13 protein-coding genes and 3 pseudogenes are annotated in these 18,837 nt (G+C 60.0%); 7 read left to right on the top strand and 9 right to left on the bottom strand.

Going from position 1 to position 18,837, the window contains the following annotated elements; genetic code table 11:
- Positions 1-67 precede the first annotated feature (67 nt).
- Positions 68-3,079, bottom strand: coding sequence for a Ti-type conjugative transfer relaxase TraA (gene traA, locus BRAO375_RS32255; protein ID WP_009031631.1), 3,012 nt, complete (start codon positions 3,077-3,079; stop codon positions 68-70).
- A 171-nt stretch (positions 3,080-3,250) separates the two neighbouring features.
- On the opposite strand from traA, the pseudogene BRAO375_RS32250 reads away from it, so the two are divergent.
- Positions 3,251-3,574: pseudogene (locus BRAO375_RS32250) on the top strand (conjugal transfer protein TraD).
- 1 nt (position 3,575) lies between these two features.
- Positions 3,576-3,827, top strand: a complete 252-nt coding sequence (locus BRAO375_RS32245; RefSeq protein WP_009031629.1) for a conjugal transfer protein TraD — start codon at positions 3,576-3,578, stop codon at positions 3,825-3,827.
- A gap of 216 nt (positions 3,828-4,043) precedes the next feature.
- On the opposite strand, the pseudogene istB reads toward BRAO375_RS32245, so the two are convergent.
- From istB to BRAO375_RS39085, 7 genes and pseudogenes are all read right to left on the bottom strand, one after another.
- Positions 4,044-4,765: pseudogene (gene istB, locus BRAO375_RS32240) on the bottom strand (IS21-like element helper ATPase IstB); the annotation flags it as partial.
- Positions 4,765-6,252: pseudogene (gene istA / locus BRAO375_RS32235) on the bottom strand (IS21 family transposase). The pseudogenes istA and istB, both read right to left, overlap by 1 nt.
- A 90-nt stretch (positions 6,253-6,342) precedes the next feature.
- Positions 6,343-6,651, bottom strand: coding sequence for a hypothetical protein (locus tag BRAO375_RS32230; protein WP_009031624.1), 309 nt, complete (start codon positions 6,649-6,651; stop codon positions 6,343-6,345).
- A gap of 426 nt (positions 6,652-7,077) precedes the next feature.
- On the bottom strand, positions 7,078-8,247 hold the full coding sequence (locus BRAO375_RS32225; RefSeq protein ID WP_035643305.1) for an acyl-CoA dehydrogenase family protein: 1,170 nt from the start codon (positions 8,245-8,247) through the stop codon (positions 7,078-7,080).
- Positions 8,248-8,258: 11 nt separating this feature from the next.
- A complete protein-coding gene (locus BRAO375_RS32220) occupies positions 8,259-9,476 on the bottom strand; it encodes an acyl-CoA dehydrogenase family protein (RefSeq protein WP_009031621.1) in 1,218 nt (405 codons plus the stop codon).
- 98 nt (positions 9,477-9,574) lie between these two features.
- The gene (locus BRAO375_RS39090; RefSeq protein ID WP_009031620.1) at positions 9,575-10,000 is read right to left on the bottom strand and encodes an acyl-CoA thioesterase; all 426 of its coding nucleotides are present in this window, start codon (positions 9,998-10,000) and stop codon (positions 9,575-9,577) included.
- Between the two features lie 56 nt (positions 10,001-10,056).
- Positions 10,057-10,626 carry an acyl-CoA thioesterase gene (locus tag BRAO375_RS39085; protein WP_009031619.1) on the bottom strand — a complete coding sequence of 190 codons (570 nt, stop codon included), beginning with the start codon at positions 10,624-10,626 and terminating at the stop codon, positions 10,057-10,059.
- Between the two features lie 258 nt (positions 10,627-10,884).
- On the opposite strand from BRAO375_RS39085, the gene ectB reads away from it, so the two are divergent.
- The 5 genes from ectB to BRAO375_RS39080 all read left to right on the top strand — a co-directional run bounded on the left by ectB (position 10,885) and on the right by BRAO375_RS39080 (position 17,656).
- Entirely contained in the window at positions 10,885-12,177 is a 1,293-nt protein-coding gene (ectB, locus tag BRAO375_RS32205) for a diaminobutyrate--2-oxoglutarate transaminase (protein ID WP_009031618.1), read from the top strand.
- 111 nt (positions 12,178-12,288) lie between these two features.
- Positions 12,289-13,635: a SidA/IucD/PvdA family monooxygenase gene (locus BRAO375_RS32200; protein ID WP_009031617.1), complete on the top strand. Its 1,347-nt coding sequence runs from the start codon at positions 12,289-12,291 to the stop codon at positions 13,633-13,635.
- A gap of 17 nt (positions 13,636-13,652) precedes the next feature.
- Positions 13,653-14,033: a cupin domain-containing protein gene (locus BRAO375_RS32195; RefSeq protein ID WP_009031616.1), complete on the top strand. Its 381-nt coding sequence runs from the start codon at positions 13,653-13,655 to the stop codon at positions 14,031-14,033.
- 24 nt (positions 14,034-14,057) lie between these two features.
- On the top strand, positions 14,058-15,632 hold the full coding sequence (locus BRAO375_RS32190) for a class I tRNA ligase family protein (protein WP_009031614.1): 1,575 nt from the start codon (positions 14,058-14,060) through the stop codon (positions 15,630-15,632).
- A 1,247-nt stretch (positions 15,633-16,879) separates the two neighbouring features.
- Positions 16,880-17,656: a LuxR family transcriptional regulator gene (locus tag BRAO375_RS39080; RefSeq protein WP_083842580.1), complete on the top strand. Its 777-nt coding sequence runs from the start codon at positions 16,880-16,882 to the stop codon at positions 17,654-17,656.
- A 128-nt stretch (positions 17,657-17,784) separates the two neighbouring features.
- Here the strand turns inward: BRAO375_RS39080 and BRAO375_RS32175 are convergent, their stop codons facing one another.
- Positions 17,785-18,690, bottom strand: a complete 906-nt coding sequence (locus BRAO375_RS32175; protein WP_035643297.1) for a DMT family transporter — start codon at positions 18,688-18,690, stop codon at positions 17,785-17,787.
- Positions 18,691-18,837 lie beyond the last annotated feature (147 nt).

Here is an 18,837-nt window from a genome sequence, read left to right as displayed (position 1 = left end):
TGCGGATAGACAAGAGGATCTCGCAGGTCGCCGGGTGTGGCGTAGAAATGGCGGCAAACGGGATGAATCAGATTCCGAGGCCCCGGCCTCGACCGAGGTCGATACCATGGGCGAAGGCCAGTTCCTGACCGAGCCGTCGGCCCGACTCAGATGCGATGCCAAGGTCCTGCTTGCGGCTGGCGAGCATCGATTCCAGCTGTGGCTCGCGTTCGAGGCTTTTGGCCATGTCGCCCATTGCCGAGCGCGTGGCCCTATAGCCAGCCAGATCGCCCGCCTTGTACTGACGCCGGCTGGCCTGATCGAGCTTCTGCCAGCGCTCCACGAAGCGGTCGGCGCGGCGGCTCGGATCCATCCGCAGTTCGGTCTCAAGCTGGAGCGCGCGCACAGCCCGGCTGACTTGACCACCGGCCGCCTCGCGAGCCAGCTCTGGGTTCTTCTTGTAGGCGGCCTCAGCGTCGCGCGCGCCAAAGGGCCGCACGTCATCGAAGGCCCGGCGGGCCTCCTGCAGCTCTTTCATTTGCGCAGGGTTGGCCGCGTCACCCATCTCCTGCGCCTTGAAGATGGCGTCCACTGCGCGGGCGTGGCGCACGAGCGCCCGGGTCCGCGCGCGGCGCACGTCCGCTTCGGGAACTTCCGCCACCTTCCTTTCCGGCGCTTCGATGTCGCGCCGCTCGGCAGGCGTCCCTCTGCTTTCCCGTTCCGGCGTGTCCCGCCCTGGCCGCGGTCCGTCATCCGGTCCGAGAGTATCTGCAGGTGAGCGCAGGCCGTCGAACACGTCGCGCAGCTTCTCCGGCACGAGATTACGCACGATCTCGGCCACGCGCTCGCGGAACGTGATCCCGCGCCGCTCGGCGAAGCTCTGGAGCGGATCGGCGCGCTCGTAATCCGAGGCCATGTCCTTGGCGCGATCGCGCGACAGAGCGCGGGTGAGCCGGTCCGCAGTGGCAAAATCGTTGCGGCCATAATGCAGGTCCACGCCGTCGCGGTGCCGCGACAAGGTGACATAGCTGCTGTGGGCATCCATCCCGGGCGTCGCCAGGACATGGACCCGGTCGACCGTCATGCCCTGCGCCTTGTGGATCGTCGCGGCATAGCCATGGTCGATCCGGTTGTAATCCTTCAGATCGAAGCGCACGGACCGGCCATCGTCGGTCTGCACGGTCATGGATTGCGCGCTGACCTGCTCGATCGTCCCGAGCGTGCCGTTCTTGACACCAAGCCCGCGCTCGTTCTGCAGGAACATGATGCGATCGCCGCTGGCAAATGTTCTCGCGCCGCGCTCGACTGTCACATGCACCTCGTTGCCGAGATCACCCGCAGCCCGCATCCGCTCGCGCGCTGCCTCGTTCAGGATGCGGACCTCGCCGTTCGTGTGGGTTAGGATGATCCGGCTCCGATCCGGTGACGCCTGCCGATCACGATCCCAGCGCTCGATCAGATCGCCGCGCGCCTGCTCGCGACTCTCGGCCTCACGCACCATGCCGTGGGCGCGGTAGGCCTCCAGCGCATGGCCCACCTTGCCGGTCGCCAGATCGCGCGTGGCGTCGCGTTGCCAGTCCTCGCGCTGGCGGCGCACTTCGCCGATTTCGGCGCCGCCGTGACGCTCATGGATCGACCGGAAGGCAGCACCCGCCTCGATCGCCTGCAGCTGTTGCGGATCGCCGACGAGCACCACCTTGGCGCCGGCTTCGGCCGCATGCGACAGCACGCGCTCGAGCTGGCGCGTGCCGACCATTCCTGCCTCGTCGATGACAAGTACATCGCGCGAATTGAGCAGATCACGGCCGTGTTCCCAGCGATGCTCCAGGCCGGCGATCGTGCGCGACACTATGCCCGATCCGTTTTCGAGATTTTCTGCGGCAATGCCGGACAGCGCCACGCCCCGGACCTCGAAGCCGGCCGCTTCCCACGCCTCCCGCGCCACCCCCAGTATGGCGCTCTTTCCCGTCCCGGCATGGCCGACCACGACGCCGAGATCGCGTCCATCCGTAACGTGCGCAAGCGCCTCGGCCTGCTCACCCGAAAGCACCGGGCCTCGCGCTTCCGCACGAGCCAAGGCGGCTCGCCGGTCCACGTCGCGAACCGCATGGCGCTGCCGTTGCGCGATCCGCTCAGCCGCCCGGTGCAGCCGCTGTTCGACCTCGATCATTCCGCGGGTGGTGAACCGATCCTCGCCGCGCCCATCCTTGCCGAGCTCGACCAGATCGGGCGCTCCCTGCATCGCACCCATGACCTCGTTGAACTGGTCGAGTCCGTCACTGTGCCGGTGCGCGAACTTTGCCAGGTCGCGGCGTGTGAAGGTCGATTGCTGCTGGGTGATGGCGTCCAGCCCAAGCGAGGGATCGGCGATGATCCGCGCGCCATTGTTCCGCGCGATCTCGCGATGCATTTCGGCCCGGTCGGCCTCATTGACTTCGCCCCCAATGCCCCGAACCTCGATGCGCTTGGCCGGCGCGCCAATCTGGCTTTGCGGCTCGAGCGCGATGCCCTGCGCTTCCAGGCTGCGATGGTCGATCCGCGTGTCGATGTCGAGCTCGGCCAGCCGCTCGTTGGCAAGCTCAGCCCAGCGTTCCCGCCAGTGCTCGACCAACTCGGTGCGGTTCCAGTGCCGTGCCTTTGGGCCAAAGCCGTTCTGATCGACCGAGCGCATCGTCAGCATGACATGGGCGTGGGGCTTGGGCAGGCCGTCCTCGGCTCTGTCCCAATGCACATTGAGGTCGGCGATCATACCGAGATCGACGAATTCACTCCGAACGAAGTCCCGCGCCAGCTCGATGCCCTGCGCCTCGCTAAGCTCGCGCGGAAGGGCGAACTCGACCTCGCGGGCCAGCTGGGCGTCCTTGCGGACCTCGAACGCTTCGACATCGTTCCAGAGCCGCTCGCGGGCGCTCCAGGTCTCCGGCGCATTCTCCGGCAGCATCACCTCGGAATGGACGACGCCGCGCTTGCCGGAAAAATCCTGATCGCGGCCGAGCCGCTCATCGCGCAGCCGCGAGCCCGAGCGGTAGGCGGCCGAAGCCACCGCGCTGCTCCCGGCCTTCCGGCTAATGACCTTGACGTGAAGATGATAGATCGCCATCGCGATCGGACTACTGGCACAGCGAAGCGCACGTCGGAACGACGTATAAGCGCGCCCTCCCTCGAAAAATTCTCGGGAGGGATTAGACCGTCTCAAGTCGTCCCGTCGACCCTACAGCATTTTGCCGAGGGCTCAACTATCGTCGCCTAGTCAACATTGCAGGAGAATGTCATGCGTACGCCAAGGGATTTTGATGGGGAACTGAAGGCGCTTCAGGACAAGACACGCGACCTCAAGAACCGCGAGGTGCTCGGGCTCGGCGAGCTGGTCATCGCCACCGGGGCAGATAGCCTTAGCATCGATGAACTGGCAGGCGCGTTGGTCGTGCTGGGCGAGACAAAGGAGGCCTGAAAGAGGGAGGCTTGGACCAAGCGCGGGGCCGCGTTCTAAAGCCGGGCGCGGCGATCTGCACCGGCAGTTGATCGCAACACGAAGGGCGCTCCGGCGCAACCGAGCGGCGCGCAAGCGGCACCAAGCCGCAGGGGCGCGGCATGACATGCGCACCTGGCAGGTCGAGCGCCGCAAGCGCACGCGGCGTCTCATCGAACTCGGCGGACTCGTCATCAAAGCTGGGGTCGTGGACCTAACCGGCGACGATCGGGCGACCATTCTCGGCGCGCTACTTTGGATGGCCAACACGCTCCAAAGTGATCAGGGCAAACATGCGCGGGCGCTGTGGGCCGCGAAGGGGAAGCAGGCGTTGGACGCGGACCACGCCGGGGGGGGGAGCCGGGGGGGACAGATCTAACTTTTCCAGCAGCTCTCGTTGATGCATGTTGATGGGATGTCAGCCGAGCGATCGCGTGTGCGGAGCATCGTCCAAGTGTCAACCGGCGTTCAAAATCGCCCTCGCGTCCAATTTCGGCCCCCTTGGGCCACAGGTCTTGGCGGTAGCGTTCGCGGTGTCGGAGCTGGTCGGGGTTGCGGAGACGCCGCGAGCGCGGGTTGGGATATGATCGTCGTCGCGGCTCTTGAAGCGCCAGCTGTCGTTGCCGGTTTCGACGATGTCACAGTGGTGGGTGAGGCGGTCCAGCAGCGCGGTCGCCATCTTGGCATCGGTGAAGACAGTCGGCCATTCGCCCAACGACAGGGTGGCGGTGACGATCACCGAGGTGCGCTCGTATAGGCGGCTGATCAGGTGGAACAGCAGCTGGCCGCCGGACTGGGCGAATGGCAGATGGCCGAGCTCGTCGAGAACGACGAAGTTCATGCGGGTCAGGTGGTCGGCGAGCCGACCCTGCCTGCCGCTGCGGGTCTCGGATTCTATCCGGCTGACGACGTCGACGACGTTGAAGAAGCGGCCGCGGGCACCGGCACGGATGCAGCTGCGGGCAACGGCGATGGCCAGATGCGTCTTTCCGGTTCCGGTGCCGCCGATCAGGACGGCGTTACGCTGCTGAGCGAGGAAGCTCCCAGCGGCGAGATCGCGCACCAGAGCCGCGTTGATCGGCGTGCCTCGAACTGGAAGTCGCCGAGATCCCTGGCCAGCGGCAGCTTGGCGATGGTGAGCTGGCAATTAATCGAGCGGGCCTGCTTCTCGCTGATCTCGGCCGTCAGCAGTTCGCCGATGGTGTGCTGGGGTTCATGCTGGCGCTTGACGGCGTTGGCCATGATCTCGTCGAAGGCGGCCTTCATGCCACGGAGCTCGAGCTCAGCCATGAGATCGAAGAGTTCGGATTGTTCCATCAGACGATTCTCCTGAGGTTATCGTAACGGGCGCAATCGGCGACCGGGGCGTGGCGAAGGGTCAGCGCGGCGTGCGTGAAGATGGTGGGAGGCGGTTCCGGATCGCGCCGGCGCGCCAGGATGTTGAGAATGCCGTCGGCGGAGTGGACGCCCTCGGCGATCGCCTCGGTGCAGGCAGCCTCGACCGCCGGCAGGCCATCGGTCAGCACGGCGGTGAGGATATCGACCATCTGCCGGCCGCCATCGTCGACACTGGCAAGCCTTCGCCGCACGCGCTCCATCGCAGCCGGCAGCACCCAGTCCTTGAAGGGCGCACCGTTGCGCAAAGCCCCGGGCTTGCGGGCAAGCACCGGGACGTAGTGCCAGGAGTCGTAGAGCGTCTCGCCTTGGCCGAACGCGCGGCTGTGCTCAGCGACCATCTTGCCGTCCTGGCGGATGACGATGCGGTCCGCATAGGCATGGACCTCGACCGGGCGGCCGACGGCGCTCGCCGCCACCGAGTACTTGTTGCTGTCGAAGCGGACTAGGCACGTCTTCGAGACCGAGGCCGGCACGGCATGGAAGCCATCGAACTGTCCGGCATAGGGGACGAGCTTGGGGCGTTCGGCCTCGAACACCTCCCAGATCGTCTGCTCCGCCAGCTCGGGATGGCGATGCGCCTTGGCGTAAGCGACGCACTTGTCGAGTAGCCAGGCGTTCAGCTCCTCATAACTCCTGAACCGCAGCCGAGGCGCGAAGAAGCGCTCGCGGACCAGGCCGACCTGGCCTTTCTCCCAGCCCGAAGCAGGCGTACAGGCGACCGGCTCGACCAGATGATGGCTGCACATCTGCAGGAAGCGGCGATTGTACTGCCGGTCCTTGCCGACGAACACCGTCTCGACCGCGGTCTTCATGTTGTCGTAGATGCCGCGACGGCAGGCGCCCTTGAACAAGGCGAACGCCCGGTCGTGAGCGTCGAACACCATCTCCTGCGACTCGCGCGGATAGGCGCGGACGAACAGCATACGGCTGTGACAGAGCCGGATATGGGCGACCTTCACGGTCACCGTGACCCCGTTCAACAGAACGATCTCGTGGCTCCAGTCGAACTGGTAGGCCTCACCCGGCGCAAAGCTCAGCGGCACATAGGCCGCCGCCGTGGCCTCGCCCTGTTCCTTGGCCCAGCGCCTGGCGTAGCGCCTGACGGCGTCGTAGCTGCCATCATAGCCTCGGCCGCGCAGCTCCTCGAAGATCCGGATCAGCGTCGGCTGTTAGCGTGATGCCTTCGCCGCATTGGCCGACAACAATCGCTCGAGTTCGTTCGTCCATTGCCCAAGCTTCGGCCGCCGCTGCACCGCGCGCTCGTACTCGAATGATGTCTCGCCCGACCGCAGCACCTTGCGGACTGTGTTCCGCGAGACCTTGAGGTCCCGGGCAATCTCCTTGATCGTCTGACCCTTGACGAAGTGCTCGCGCCTTGTCCGCGCAATCGTCTCCACAACCAGCACCCCTGACCACCCGCTTCAACCTGAAGCGGGCAGCCTGCTACGGCCAACAATCGGGGGGCATCTTTGGACGCTGATCCCCCAGCTCAGGGGTCAAATTTGCACCCCGGATAACACCCTGAGAAAGGTCGCGCGATACTTCGATCGGGAATCGTCGGCGTCGAGAAACTCCGCGAGTGGCTCCAACGAAACCCTTAGATCGAAGCCGGCGAGGTCTTCCTGCTTGCTCAGATAGAACCCAGGCATGCACAGCATGATTTGGAAGTCGGAATAGATGCCTAGCGACCGTTCCCGCCCGGCGCGCGTTCGGCACCGTTCTGCCTGTACGGGTTGTAGGCTCGCCTCAATCTTGTCCTGAATGAGCAGTGCAAAGCGATTTCCCTCGTCGCGCTGATAAATCATAACTAGGTCCGGCTCCCCAAGGCTGTCGCTCTTCGAGGCCCAGAAACTCGGTCAGGATCGCGGACACGCTGGCAAATTTTGTCACGGACTTTGGACGGTCGACGAATATCGGATTGACTGCTAATTCTTCGGCGAGCAGGAGATCGACATCCCGCTCGAAAAGCCGCTCTAACGGCACTTGGCCTCCAAGAATATCGACCTCACCGTGCCAAGTTGGAGAGAACTCCGAGAGCTAGGAATTCGCTCCAAACCGCAAACACATGAAGGACAGCAGTTCCCCAATTACGTCAACGGACCTTCATTACGTCAACGGACCTTCCGCTAAAGTTTGTTGTCTAGGGCAGCTCCACCCTTCTTGCTCCATCCTACGAGCGCGATACCGTTCGGATGATTTCACGGGTCAGCTCGCCCCGCTTGACACCTCTGTCATTCGGGCAAAGGCAAAACCCTCGGCGTCAGCCCTCCCATTTCTGCAAGCTCCTGCAAATGGAGATCGGCGCCGCCGAATTGCAGATCCAGCAACGTCGCATGTTTAAAGTAGTGCCCAATTTTGCAATCCATTGTCATACCAATTCCACCGTGGAGCTGGATGGCCTGCTGACCAACAAAGCGGCTCGATCGGCCAACCTGGATCTTCGCGGCCGACATCGCCCGACGGCGCTCAGCCGAGCCTTTCTCGCCAAGCATCATGGTCGCAAACATCGCCATGCTCCTTGCCTGCTCCACCGCCATCAGCATGTCGACCGCGCGATGTTGGAGCACCTGAAATTTGCTTAACGTCGCGCCAAATTGAACGCGCGTCTTGAGATATTCGACCGTCTGTTCATGCATCTCCTCCATGGCTCCGACCATCTCGGCACAGACAGCCGCGATGCCCTGATGGGCAACCTCCTCGATCAGCGGGAACGCCGCGCCGGCTGACCCGACGAGCGCATCAGAACTAAGCCGGACGTCCGTTAAGGACACGGAAGCGGCCCGCAATCCATCCTGAGTCCGGTAGCCTGTCCGGCGCACGCCGCTGAGCTCAGCATCGACCAAGAACAGGCTTATGCCGTCCTCGTCGTACTGATCTGTACCCCCTGATCGAGCCGAAACCAATAGCTTGCCTGCGACGTCGCCGTGGAGAACGACGCACTTCTCTCCGTTCAACACCCATTGTGAGCCATCTCGTCTGGCTCTGGTGCCTACATTTGCTAGGTCGTACCGTGAGTGCCGCTCCGTGTGAGCAAATGCTAGTAAGAGCTTTCCGCTTGCCAGGGCTGGCAACAGCTGCGCCTTCTGGGCTTCATTGGCGCCGAGCGAGAGAAGATTCCCCCCAAGCACCACTGTTGCAAAAAACGGCTCGAGAAGGAGGCAGCGGCCGATAGCGTTCATGATGATCATGGTTTCAACCGGACCACCGCCAGTGCCGCCAAAGCGCTCTGGAAGCGAGGACCCCAAAATGCCGAGATCGGCCAGACGTGCCCATACGACACGGCTCCAACCATCTGCTTCAAGTTGATAGCACTTACGGCGATCGAAGGTATAGAGCTCGGCAAGAAGCCGGGCCAAAGTATCCTTGAGCAAGCGTTGCTCTTCTGTAAGCCGGAAATCCATGATTGTCCGCCCTATCCGCCAAAAATTCCCCTCGCGAGGATGTTGCGCTGAATCTCGTCGGAGCCGCCATAAATCGACATCTTCCGCCAATGAAAATAAGTTGGTGCCGCTCGAGTGGCCCATTCTGGAGAAACAAACAGTCCTCTCCCGCCGTCGTCGTCGGTCATCTGCTGTTCGTCGCCGGCGAAAGGCGTGGCAAAGGGGCCCGCAAGCTCCAATAGCAGCTCCGTAGTCGCCTGTTGGATCTCCGCGCCCTTAATCTTCAGCAATGACGCTGTGGCGTCCGACGCACCCGTTCTACCGTCGATTTCCTCACCGGCGAGGAAGCGAAGCTGTGTCATCTCAAGTGCCTTGAGTTCGACCTCTAGCGCAGCAAGTCTCTCGCGAAACCGACGGTCTTCGATCATCGGTTGACCCCTACGATGCTCCGAAGCTGCAAGCTCCTTAATACGACGTATGCGTGCCTTCGATACACCCACGCGCGCGATGGTAGTTCGCTCGTTACTGAGCAAGAATTTGGCACAGTCCCAGCCACGATCCTGCTCACCAACGAGGTTCTCCGCCGGGACCTGCACATCGTCGAAAAACACTTCGTTCACTTCGTGATCGCCTTCCATCGTAATGATGGGGCGTACAGTGATCCCCGCTGACTTCATATTCACCAAAAGGAATGAAATTCCACTCTGCTTCTTTTCACCATGTGCGGTTCGAGCCAAGCAGAACATCCAATCGGCATAGTGCGCCATGGTTGTCCAAATTTTCTGCCCGTTCAGGACATATTTGTTCCCGTCGCGGCGCGCCGATGTCTTTAGCGCAGCGAGATCGGATCCCGCACCAGGTTCGGAGAATCCCTGGCACCACCAATCGTCCAAATTCGCAATGCGCGGGAGAAATCTCCGCTTCTGCTCATCTGACCCGCGAGCAATGAGCAGCGGGCCTATCATGTCGACAGCAAAATCCAGAGGAGGTGGGGCAGGAAATGCCTGCATCTCTTCGCGGAAAATGTAACGCTCTACCGACGTCCAACGAGTGCCGCCCCACTCTACTGGCCAGTGTGGAACGGCCCATCCCTTGGCATTTAGTATCTGCTGCCACCTGACAATGTCGTCTTTCGAGAGACGGTGATCGTTCCGGAGTTTACGGCTGATATCTCGCGGTACTGAGCTTAACAAGAAGTCGCGTACTTCGTCGCGAAACAAGAGCTCTCTCGATGTAAACTGCAGGTTCATAGTACGTAAGCCTCGTGTCTTAGGCGATCAACCCACTGTCAGCATCATCCGGCTCTCTGGTCTGAACGGGCCTCATCAGCGTCTAACTTACGCAGTGCCTACGTCGACCCCAAAGATTGCTCCAGGTAATGCTGAACGATGGGTGGCAACGAGCATGGTTGGCCTGTTGCTACATTGAATAGCGTGGCTGTACACTTGGCAGTCGCAACGCAGCGATGTTCCTGAAACATGGCCTGTTCAAGGTCAACGGAGCTGTCCCGAATCTCTCTAACGCGAGTACCGATTTTGACTGCTCCTGGCCACGCGGTTTCACCGAGGAACTCGATCGTAAGCTGAGTAGGTCTAAACAAGCTTTGCTCGTCAATCTTTGGGGCGCGGTCGCCATAGAGCAGTTCAACATAGCCTGTTTCGAATAGCATCGCGAACACGGTATTGTTGATGTGTCCCAAGCGGTCCGTGTCCGCGTATCGTAGCTTTTCGTCGCTTATCAGGGGATAGCTCTCGCTGCTCTGGTGCTGATGCATTACGGCGTCCTTCGTTGTTACCTTAGATTCTCAAGAGGGTCTCGAAGGAGACGCGATCAACTGGTCGATACGAGTGGGAGGAGGGCCGCGCGCGCTTCGTCTGGTATCGGCGCCGCCCCCTGCGCTGCCGTATCGACGTATACCCATACGATGGATGCGGACACGCTAGGATCGCCAGCGAAGCTGTCTCCGTCTCGGTCGATTCGTCCACCGAACAGCAGACTGCTCTTCCCGACACGGGATACTGTGACGCCGACGTGGAGCAGGTCGTCGATTGCTAGGGGGCGGTTAAAAGATAGCTCGACCCGCCGAACGACCCACGCAAAAGCACCTAGCGTCGGCTTAAAGAACCCCAGCACTCCGGAGCGACGCAACATGTCGTTGGCGGCTGACTCAAAATAGGCGACGTAACTTCCATTATGTAGCAGCCCGCGCATATCGATGTCTCGATGATAGACACGGAAGCTGCAGTCCACTATCCGACCTCTAGCCGTTTCACTCACGCCTATTCTCCAGCTCTTTTCGTTCGGTCGGCTGCTGTCATACGCGAGCACCGCCGTGCCACGTCGCGCTCCACTCAGGATATTGCATGCCACAACTACGCAAACGAAGCGTCGCGCGCCCATCGTTCATCATGCCCGAGATTAACATCTTGCGGCGGGCGGATCTCGCGGTTTTCGGACACTATTGATCGACGCCGCGGAAGAGCGCTTGCACCCCAAATGGACTGCCGTAGTTGACCGCGTGCGACCTGTAACTTCAGACAGGCGCATTTCAGATCGTGATGTGCTCTCTTCCGACCGTAGCTAGCGGAACGAGTGACGATAGAGCAAAACGACCATCACCCGCATTCTGCGCACGACAATTCCCAGTGGGAGGGACGAATGCAGCACGTGAGCGACGCGATTGAGTCGAATGTTCGGTACTATTGCAGGTCGTTTCCAGCAGATTTCTCGCGCGCCCGCGGGTCCTACATGTGGGACACGACCGGGCGCCAGTACATCGACCTCTTCTCAGGGGCCGGCGCGCTGAACTATGGGCACAACCCTCCGGAAATTAAGCAACAGTTACTAGATTACATTGCTGCCGACGGCATCGTGCATGGGCTAGACCTTCGGACCGAAGCTAAGAATAGCTTTCTGTCCGACTTCAGCAGCCTGATCCTTAGTCCGAAGCAGCTCGAGTACAGGCTAATGTTCCCGGGGCCGACCGGGACGAATGCTGTCGAAGCAGCTCTGAAGCTCGCGCGCAAGGTAACTGGGAGAGCCAACGTTGCGTGTTTCACGAACGGCTTTCATGGTATGTCGCTGGGTGCACTCGCCACCACAGGTTCCAGGCGCAAACGTCGTGGCGCCGGCGCTCCACTCTCTCTCGGAGATCGCTATCCGTACGACAACTACTTCGGCGCCACCATCGATACTATCGATCTGATCTCTACCCTTTTGCGGGATCCTAGCAGCGGCTTTGATCCGCCCGCCGCGTTCCTCGTCGAGACCGTACAGGGAGAAGGAGGCGCGATTGCCGCGAGTTTCGAATGGCTGAAGCAGCTCGCTGGTCTCGCAACAGAACATGGGAGCTTGCTGATCGTGGACGACATCCAAGCCGGTTGCGGCAGAACTGGTCACTTCCTGAGCTTTGAGCCGGCAGGAATTTATCCGGACGTCGTTTGCCTCTCGAAGTCGATCAGCGGCTTCGGCCTTCCGATGTCATTGTTATTGATCAAGCCAAGGCATGATGTGTTCGATCCAGGCGAGCACAACGGTACCTTTCGGGGGCACAATCTTGCCTTCGTAGCTGGGCGCGCGGCGCTCGCGTACTGGCGGGACCCGGGGTTCCTGAGAGCTTTGGACCAGAACATCGCTCTCTTGGACGAGTGGCTTTCGGCGCTCGTGGAGCGTCTCCCACGCGGCGCCGCGGAAGTCCGCGGCCGCGGCTTATTGCGAGGCCTGGCGTTCGCCGACGACAGGCTGGCGACTATCGTTGCCAGAAAGGCGTTCCAACGCGATATCATCATTGAAGTCAGCGGAAGTCGGGACGACGTACTCAAGTTTCTGCCGGCGCTCAATATTCCATCCGCGACGTTAATCGAGGCTCTCGGCCGGCTGGAGGAGATCATCGAATTGGAATGCCTAACGACCGCCGGTGATGTGGAGACGTTACAACGCCGGGCCAGCTAACGCCCTTCGTGTTGGCAACCAGCCGCCGAACCCGCGTAGTAGTCAATATACTCATGTGCCGACCGTCGTCTTACAGCCGGCTGCATCGTCCGTCGGAAGGAGCGGTTCCAGATGACCAGAGAGCAATCAGACCTTTTTGATCTTGTCGGAGTTGGCTTCGGCCCAGCGAACATCGGCTTGGCCGTCGCCTTAGAAGAAGTCGGATGGAACGGATCCGCGCTGTTTCTAGAGCGCCGCGAAGCGCCAGACTGGCAACCGGGAATGTTGCTCGACGGAGCCGACATACAGCACAACCCACTTCGGGACTTCGTTACTCCACGCAACCCCTTGAGCCGATTCAGTTTCCTCAACTTTCTTAAATCCGAAGATCGCCTCTTTCAATTCCTCAATCTACCTACAGCCTTTCCGCTCCGCAAAGAATATGCGGCGTACGTTCGGTGGGTCGCCAATCAATTCGATCACTGCGTGTCGTACGGGTCCGACGTGATCGATATTTCGTTGGAAGGCGTACCTCATCAGCAGACGCAAGTTGCCGTTGTTCATTTGGCCGATGGTCGCACCCTTCGCGCGCGATCGATCTCGTTCGCGCCGGGCCGTACTCCGGCAGTTCCGGCAGTGTTTTCGACGTACCTTGGGGATCGTATCGTCCACTTCACGGATTATCTACCCGCCCGGGAGCGATGGCGACGCGACGAAGCGGTTAAGTCGGTCTGCGTCGTTGGGGGCAGCCAGAGTGCTGTCGAGATCACGCTTGACCTGGCGAGCGTGACACCGCCGGTCGATATAGTGAACTTGCATCGGGGATTTGGTTATCAGCTTAAGGACACCAGTCCATTTACCGAGGAGATCTATTTCCCGCAGTTTGTAGAGACGTTCTACCGCTCCAGCAGCCTAAGACGGCAGGAGCTCTGGGCAGAGCTACGCCGCAGCAATTATGGCTCCGCAGATAGGGATGTCATCGAGCAGTTATACTGCAAGCTATATGAGCACGATCTTGATGGTCGGCGGCAGATATCGCTTCGCACAAATTGCAGCGTCGTCGCCGTCAGCCAAGCCAAAAGCGGTACTGTTGAGTTGCTCTTGGAGGATCGTGGAAGTTTCGAGAGGACCAGTCTATCGGTTGACGCCGTTGTTCTGGCGACGGGGTTCCGAAACCTCGGATTGGGCGAACACGAAGAGCGATTTCCACCCCTTCTGCGTAAGATCGCGATCGGCCTTGGCGGTGAGCGAAATGTGCTTTCGCTGTCGCGGGACTATCGAATGACGGATGGCCCTCGTTCACTGCCAATCTTTGTCAATGGCCTCTGCGAGTCAAGCCACGGATTCGGAGACGCCGGCTCCTTCAGCCTTTTGTCCCTGCGTTCGCAGATGATCGCCGATTCGCTAATCGAATTGTTGTCTTCGCATGTCCATGCAGCGAGCCGCCGCGAGCAGCCTGCTGTAGTCGCCATTGGCTGAAACGCGGAGCGAGTAAGATGCCCGAAGAGAACGGTATAGAGCGGCTTGTGCGCCGTGGCGCGGATAGTGGCTACACCGACGAGTACAACTGCAGGATCCGTCGACTGTTTCCGTGGGGCACAGTCGCAAATACCAAACGTCCGTTGACTGAATTCGGCTGCATGATCGTCACACTAGAGCCGGGCAAGCACGTAGAGCTCCACGATCACGACGAAGAAGAAACGTTCATCGTCATTGGCGGGCGCGTGACCTTGGAAGTCGACGGTGCAGCGACTGAGCTCAGCCCGAGCGACGTAGCATACATTCCAAGAGGCGCGAGACACGCTCTGCGCAACCCGGGCCCGGATCTGTTTGTGATGGTGGACATATATTGGGACCTCGGCGGAACCTCGCAATAAAGGTGGACCAGAAAGGACGTCGCAATGCGCAGCAACGATTGGATCGTGACCGTTCCACCCCCCACGCCGAATGGCGGGCTTCATGTGGGCCACCTCAGCGGCCCCTATCTTGCGGCAGATGCATTCTCGCGAAATCTCAAGCTACGTGGCGTGCGTTGCGCATATACGACTTTCAGCGACGTGAATCAGTCGTATGTCCGCGTTACGGCTGAGCGTCAGCGGATAAAGCCTTACGACCTTGCCCGTCAGTATTCGGACGACATTCGCCACACTATGGCGCTTTACCAAATTGACGTAGCCGATTTCTCGATGCCAAATGCTGTCGAGTGCGAGCAGGTGCGCCAGTTCTTTCTGGAGCTGTATCGGCGGGGCATCCTGGTACGAAAGGAATTTCCGACCTTCTTCTCGCTCGATCGAGGCACGCCTCTGGACGAGGCAGGGGTGTCTGGACATTGCCCCAAGTGTCTCGACGAGTGCAAGTGCGGCATCTGCGAGTCGTGCGGCTTCTTGTGCGATGCCAGAAGCATCATCGCGCCTCGCGATACGGTGACCGGGAGCCGTCGGCTGGAAGTGCGGATGGTCCCCTTACTAGTACTCGAGATGGAACGCTTTCGCGAGGGCATTCGCGACTTCTATCGAAGCACTGGGCGATACCGCCCGCGGTACGGATGGCTCGTTGCCGATGCGCTTTCAGCGCCGCTGCCTGACTTCCCCATTACGGTCGAAGGCAGCTGGGGGATTCCCATGGCACACAGTGACTTTCCGGGACAAGTCATCAACGCCTGGCCCGAACTGGTCGTGCATCAGCTGCTAGATCACAAGCGCCGCGTGCGAGACGGATCCCACCTGCCAAATGTTGTGAACTTCCTAGGCTTTGACAACACATATTTCTACGCAATTGTTCACGCCGCGCTGCTCATCGCCGGCGGAGAGAGCGACTGGCTACCGTTCGGGTCCATTACAAACGAATTCTATAGCCTCGACCATAGCAAGTTTTCGACGAGCCGAAATCACGTTGTGTGGGCACGCGATTTGGCATCTCGCCACTCGACCGACCTCATCAGATTTCACACGTTTCTCAACTCTCCAGGATTCGAGCGGGCCAATTTTAGCGAGTCCGAGATGGTTGCGCAGATTGACGCAGCACTGTCGCAGCCCTGGCAAGAGGTCTATCACGCGTATGACAGGCTCTCGAGAGGTCGTATGCGGGAGAGCGAAGCGTCATCGGGAGCACGTAACGCCGCATCGGCGGCGGTCACCCGAATCCTCGGTAGCCTCTCGTTGGACCGCTTCCATTTAAGGCAAGCGGCCGAAGATCTCCGTCACTTTCTTCGGTTCATTCGTGCGGAGCTTTGTACGCCCAGTTCCAATGTTCACGATCTTGCTTTTGCATTGAAGGCGTTTTCTCAAGCGGCCTTCCCTCTGATGCCGATCGATGCTCGGCGCCTTTTCTGGGCACTTACAGGCGCCGATGTGAATCGGTTGGATCTGGTTCCTGAGAGCAGCCCTAGACCGATTCCCGATGGACTGTTTCAAATTCGAGAGAGTGAGCGCTCCGACACTCCCCAGTCAGAGACTAGGTACGTCCTAGGCGGGTAGCGTCGACGCCAGGCATATTTCACGACCGCGAAGGGAGAGGGCGGTGACATTCGATATGGAAGCTCTCGCCACTGCCCAACGTGAGTCAGCCGAAGCGGAAGCCCAGACGGCGCCCTCCCTCGCAGTCTGCGGCACCGATGGTCCGCACTACGCAGACCTCCAGACCGCTATCGAGCTTGGGCTAAGTGACGAAAGGACCTCGGTTCATATCTCCTATTATGACGACCAGCGCTGCGGGAGGCGAGCTCAGGAAGTCGCTGGCGAAGTCGCCGCAAGGGGAATCAAATACGTTATCGGTCATTTTAGTACGCCAGCTGCGATAGCCGCTAGCCGTGTCTACGGCGATCAAGGGATCGTCTTCTTGGCGCCGGGAACGTCTGCACCGGACCTTTGCACACCGACGTCGACAACTACAGTGCAGCTCTTCGGGACGGATGACGAACAGTCGGAGTGCCTTGCAGTTGCGGCAGCCGAATTGGCGCGGCCCACTCTTCTGCTGAGCCAGACGGGCACCTATGGAGCGCGCTTGGCTGCACGCCTTGTGCGGCGGCTCACGCCATGCTGCCGAAGGCTTACCGCCTTATACTTTAGCGAAGATCCACCTCGCCGGCTTCCGGTAACCGTCGAAACGGGCGACGTGTTGATGATCCTAGGACCCCAGGACTTCGCGAAGAAGCTGTTCGCCGGTGCACTTCGGTCAGCGTCACCCGGCCAGATACTAATGTCCGACGACTGCTTCGCATCCTGCCTATTCCCGGAAACAGATCTTGCCTCTCGTTGCTCTGTCGCGTTCCTTGAGCCACAGTCGGGCATGCTGATAGACCAGCAGACGTCGAAGTTGCGTCAGCGAGCGCGACAAGTGCTTGGGAGGTCGGCGGGCCCCTATTTTGAGACGAGCTACATTGCAGCTCGCGCGCTCGCTGTTGCCTGGCGAAACGTTGGGTACCATGACCCCGAAGCGGTCCTGCAATACATTCTTAAGCAAAGTTGGCAGTCACCATTCGGATTGCTCAGCTTCTCAGCGGGGCGACGCCTTCAGGGCCATCGTTGGAGAATGATCCCGGCACAATCTATCAGCGGGCGATAAGCGAACCTCGCGGCTGAACTACCAATGAACGAATCAATCGGCGGCAGCCATTGAAGCGTGGAGAAAAAGACACGAGAGATTGAGCGCGCACCTACAGGAGACAACATAGTATAATTACAACCTTAGGGTATCGTGGTATAGGTTGGATCATCGCGACGCGATGCGATGTCGACAGAGCACGCTAAATCAGCGCCGAGGTGCGGGGATGAGCCTGAATATACCGTCTGCGTTGGAAGATATTTGGGATATGATTCCATTGGAAAATACGGTCGAAGACCTTCGGCGTGTCGCAGTGCAACTTACAAGAACCCTTGGCTTCGGATGGTTCGCTTACCTGCGCATTACCGGAGGGGACCCCCAACTTATTTCGTCATATCCAGAGCCGCTCGTTAAGCTCTACGTTGATGGGAAGCTGAGCGATGTGGATCCTATTGTCCAACATGCACGCAACGTGCGCATGCCATTCTTTTGGGGAAACTCGGAAGAAGCCACGCTCCGACTGAATCCAGGCGATCGCTTTACGCAAGAAGTCGCTCGGTATGGAATTCAGAACGGTCTTGCCGTCCCTGTATATGTTGGGAACAGCAAGTTTGCCGCGGTGATATTCGTGGGGAAGACTACTGACGGTCCGACGAGGTTCGAGATACAAACCGCGTTCGCCGCAATTCACCTGACCGCCGTCCAGCTTCATGCTCGATTCGCGATGAGTCGAAGCAGGCAGAGCTCAGCCGTGGCGCCTCCATTAACCCTTAGGCAACGACAATGCCTCACATGGTCGGCTCGAGGAAAGACGATGTCAGAGACGGGGACCATACTAGGGATCTCGGAGCGCACCGTTCTGTATCACCTTCAGGACGCGCGTCTCCGCCTAGGCGCACAGACGATAACGCAAGCAGTTGTTGAAGCCATGCGGTTCAACCAGATTTCCGATGTATAGTGCCCTACCCAGAGCCACGCGCGCCAGTGCGATCGCTACGTATTACCGTTCTGCTCCCAAGGGTTTTTGGTGTAATCGCGGGCGTCAGCGCTTATTCGGCACTCCATACTCGCAAAGCACGATGGATGCTATGTCGCACCAGTTTTTGCGATTTTCGTGGGCAATCGACCGCCGCCCACGACGTATACGCCGCTAGAAATAATCGCGATGGATACCCAATCGGCTAAGGACGGCCACTCGCCGAGGATGGGAATGGAGAATATCGCGGTAACAACGGGGGTGAGGGCGACAAATGCCGCGGCGCGGGTAGCACCAAGAATGCGCACAGTTCGTCCATAAAGTAGCAGGGCGACGATGGCCGTTAGCACACCCTGTACGACAGCTTGGAGCGCCAATTCTCCCGCCGGCACTGAAAGGACGCGCAGTCCGTCGAAGTAAAGATAGGGGGGTAGGTACAGAACCAACGATACGACAGCTGCAATGGCCGCAGCGTGCAAGCCATCAATCTGAGCCTTGCGCATCGCAATCGTGTAGCCACCCCAGACGAGCGCAGCAGCCAGAAAGAGCGATTGGCCGAGGTTTTGCTGCGTGCCGATAGAACCGCCGTTCCCAAACACTAGGCAAAGCGCCCCTAGGACGATTAGCGATAGCCCGATCGTTTTTGATGGGGATGGTACCTCGTTGAGAAAGACAATCGCAAGAATAGCAACCATCAAGGGCGCTCCACCGGGGTACAGTGCGCCTGCGTGGGCTGCCGGCGCGAACAACAGCCCGGCATTGACAAGCAAAACGCAGGGAGCACCACAGCCGATGACGATCGCGGCGAAGCCAGACCAGCCGAGCACATCGACCGCAAGTCCTTTCCGGATAAGGTAGGGCAACACTACGGCCCCGGCCACCGTGAATCGGATTGCAACAATATCCCATGGCGAGAGATGTGTCCGAACGCCGAAACGGGACACGATAATGAACGCGGACCATATAAAGACGGCTGCCATGCCGTACAGGACCCCGTAGGCATTCTCCGATCTCATGAGGGGTAGATCTCCTATCCGCCGCCGGCCCTTCCGTCGGTCACCTGCCTTAACGGCTAGCACCCTTTACTTCTGGCGGTTTTCGGACGCGATCATGCCTTTGCCGCGCAAGAAATTTTTCCTCTCAGAGACCTTACCGCCTCCCCG

This window comes from Bradyrhizobium sp. ORS 375 (genome assembly GCF_000239775.1).
In the GTDB taxonomy this organism is placed as follows: Bacteria; Pseudomonadota; Alphaproteobacteria; order Rhizobiales; family Xanthobacteraceae; genus Bradyrhizobium.
This window is presented reverse-complemented; position numbering and strand designations above follow the sequence as displayed.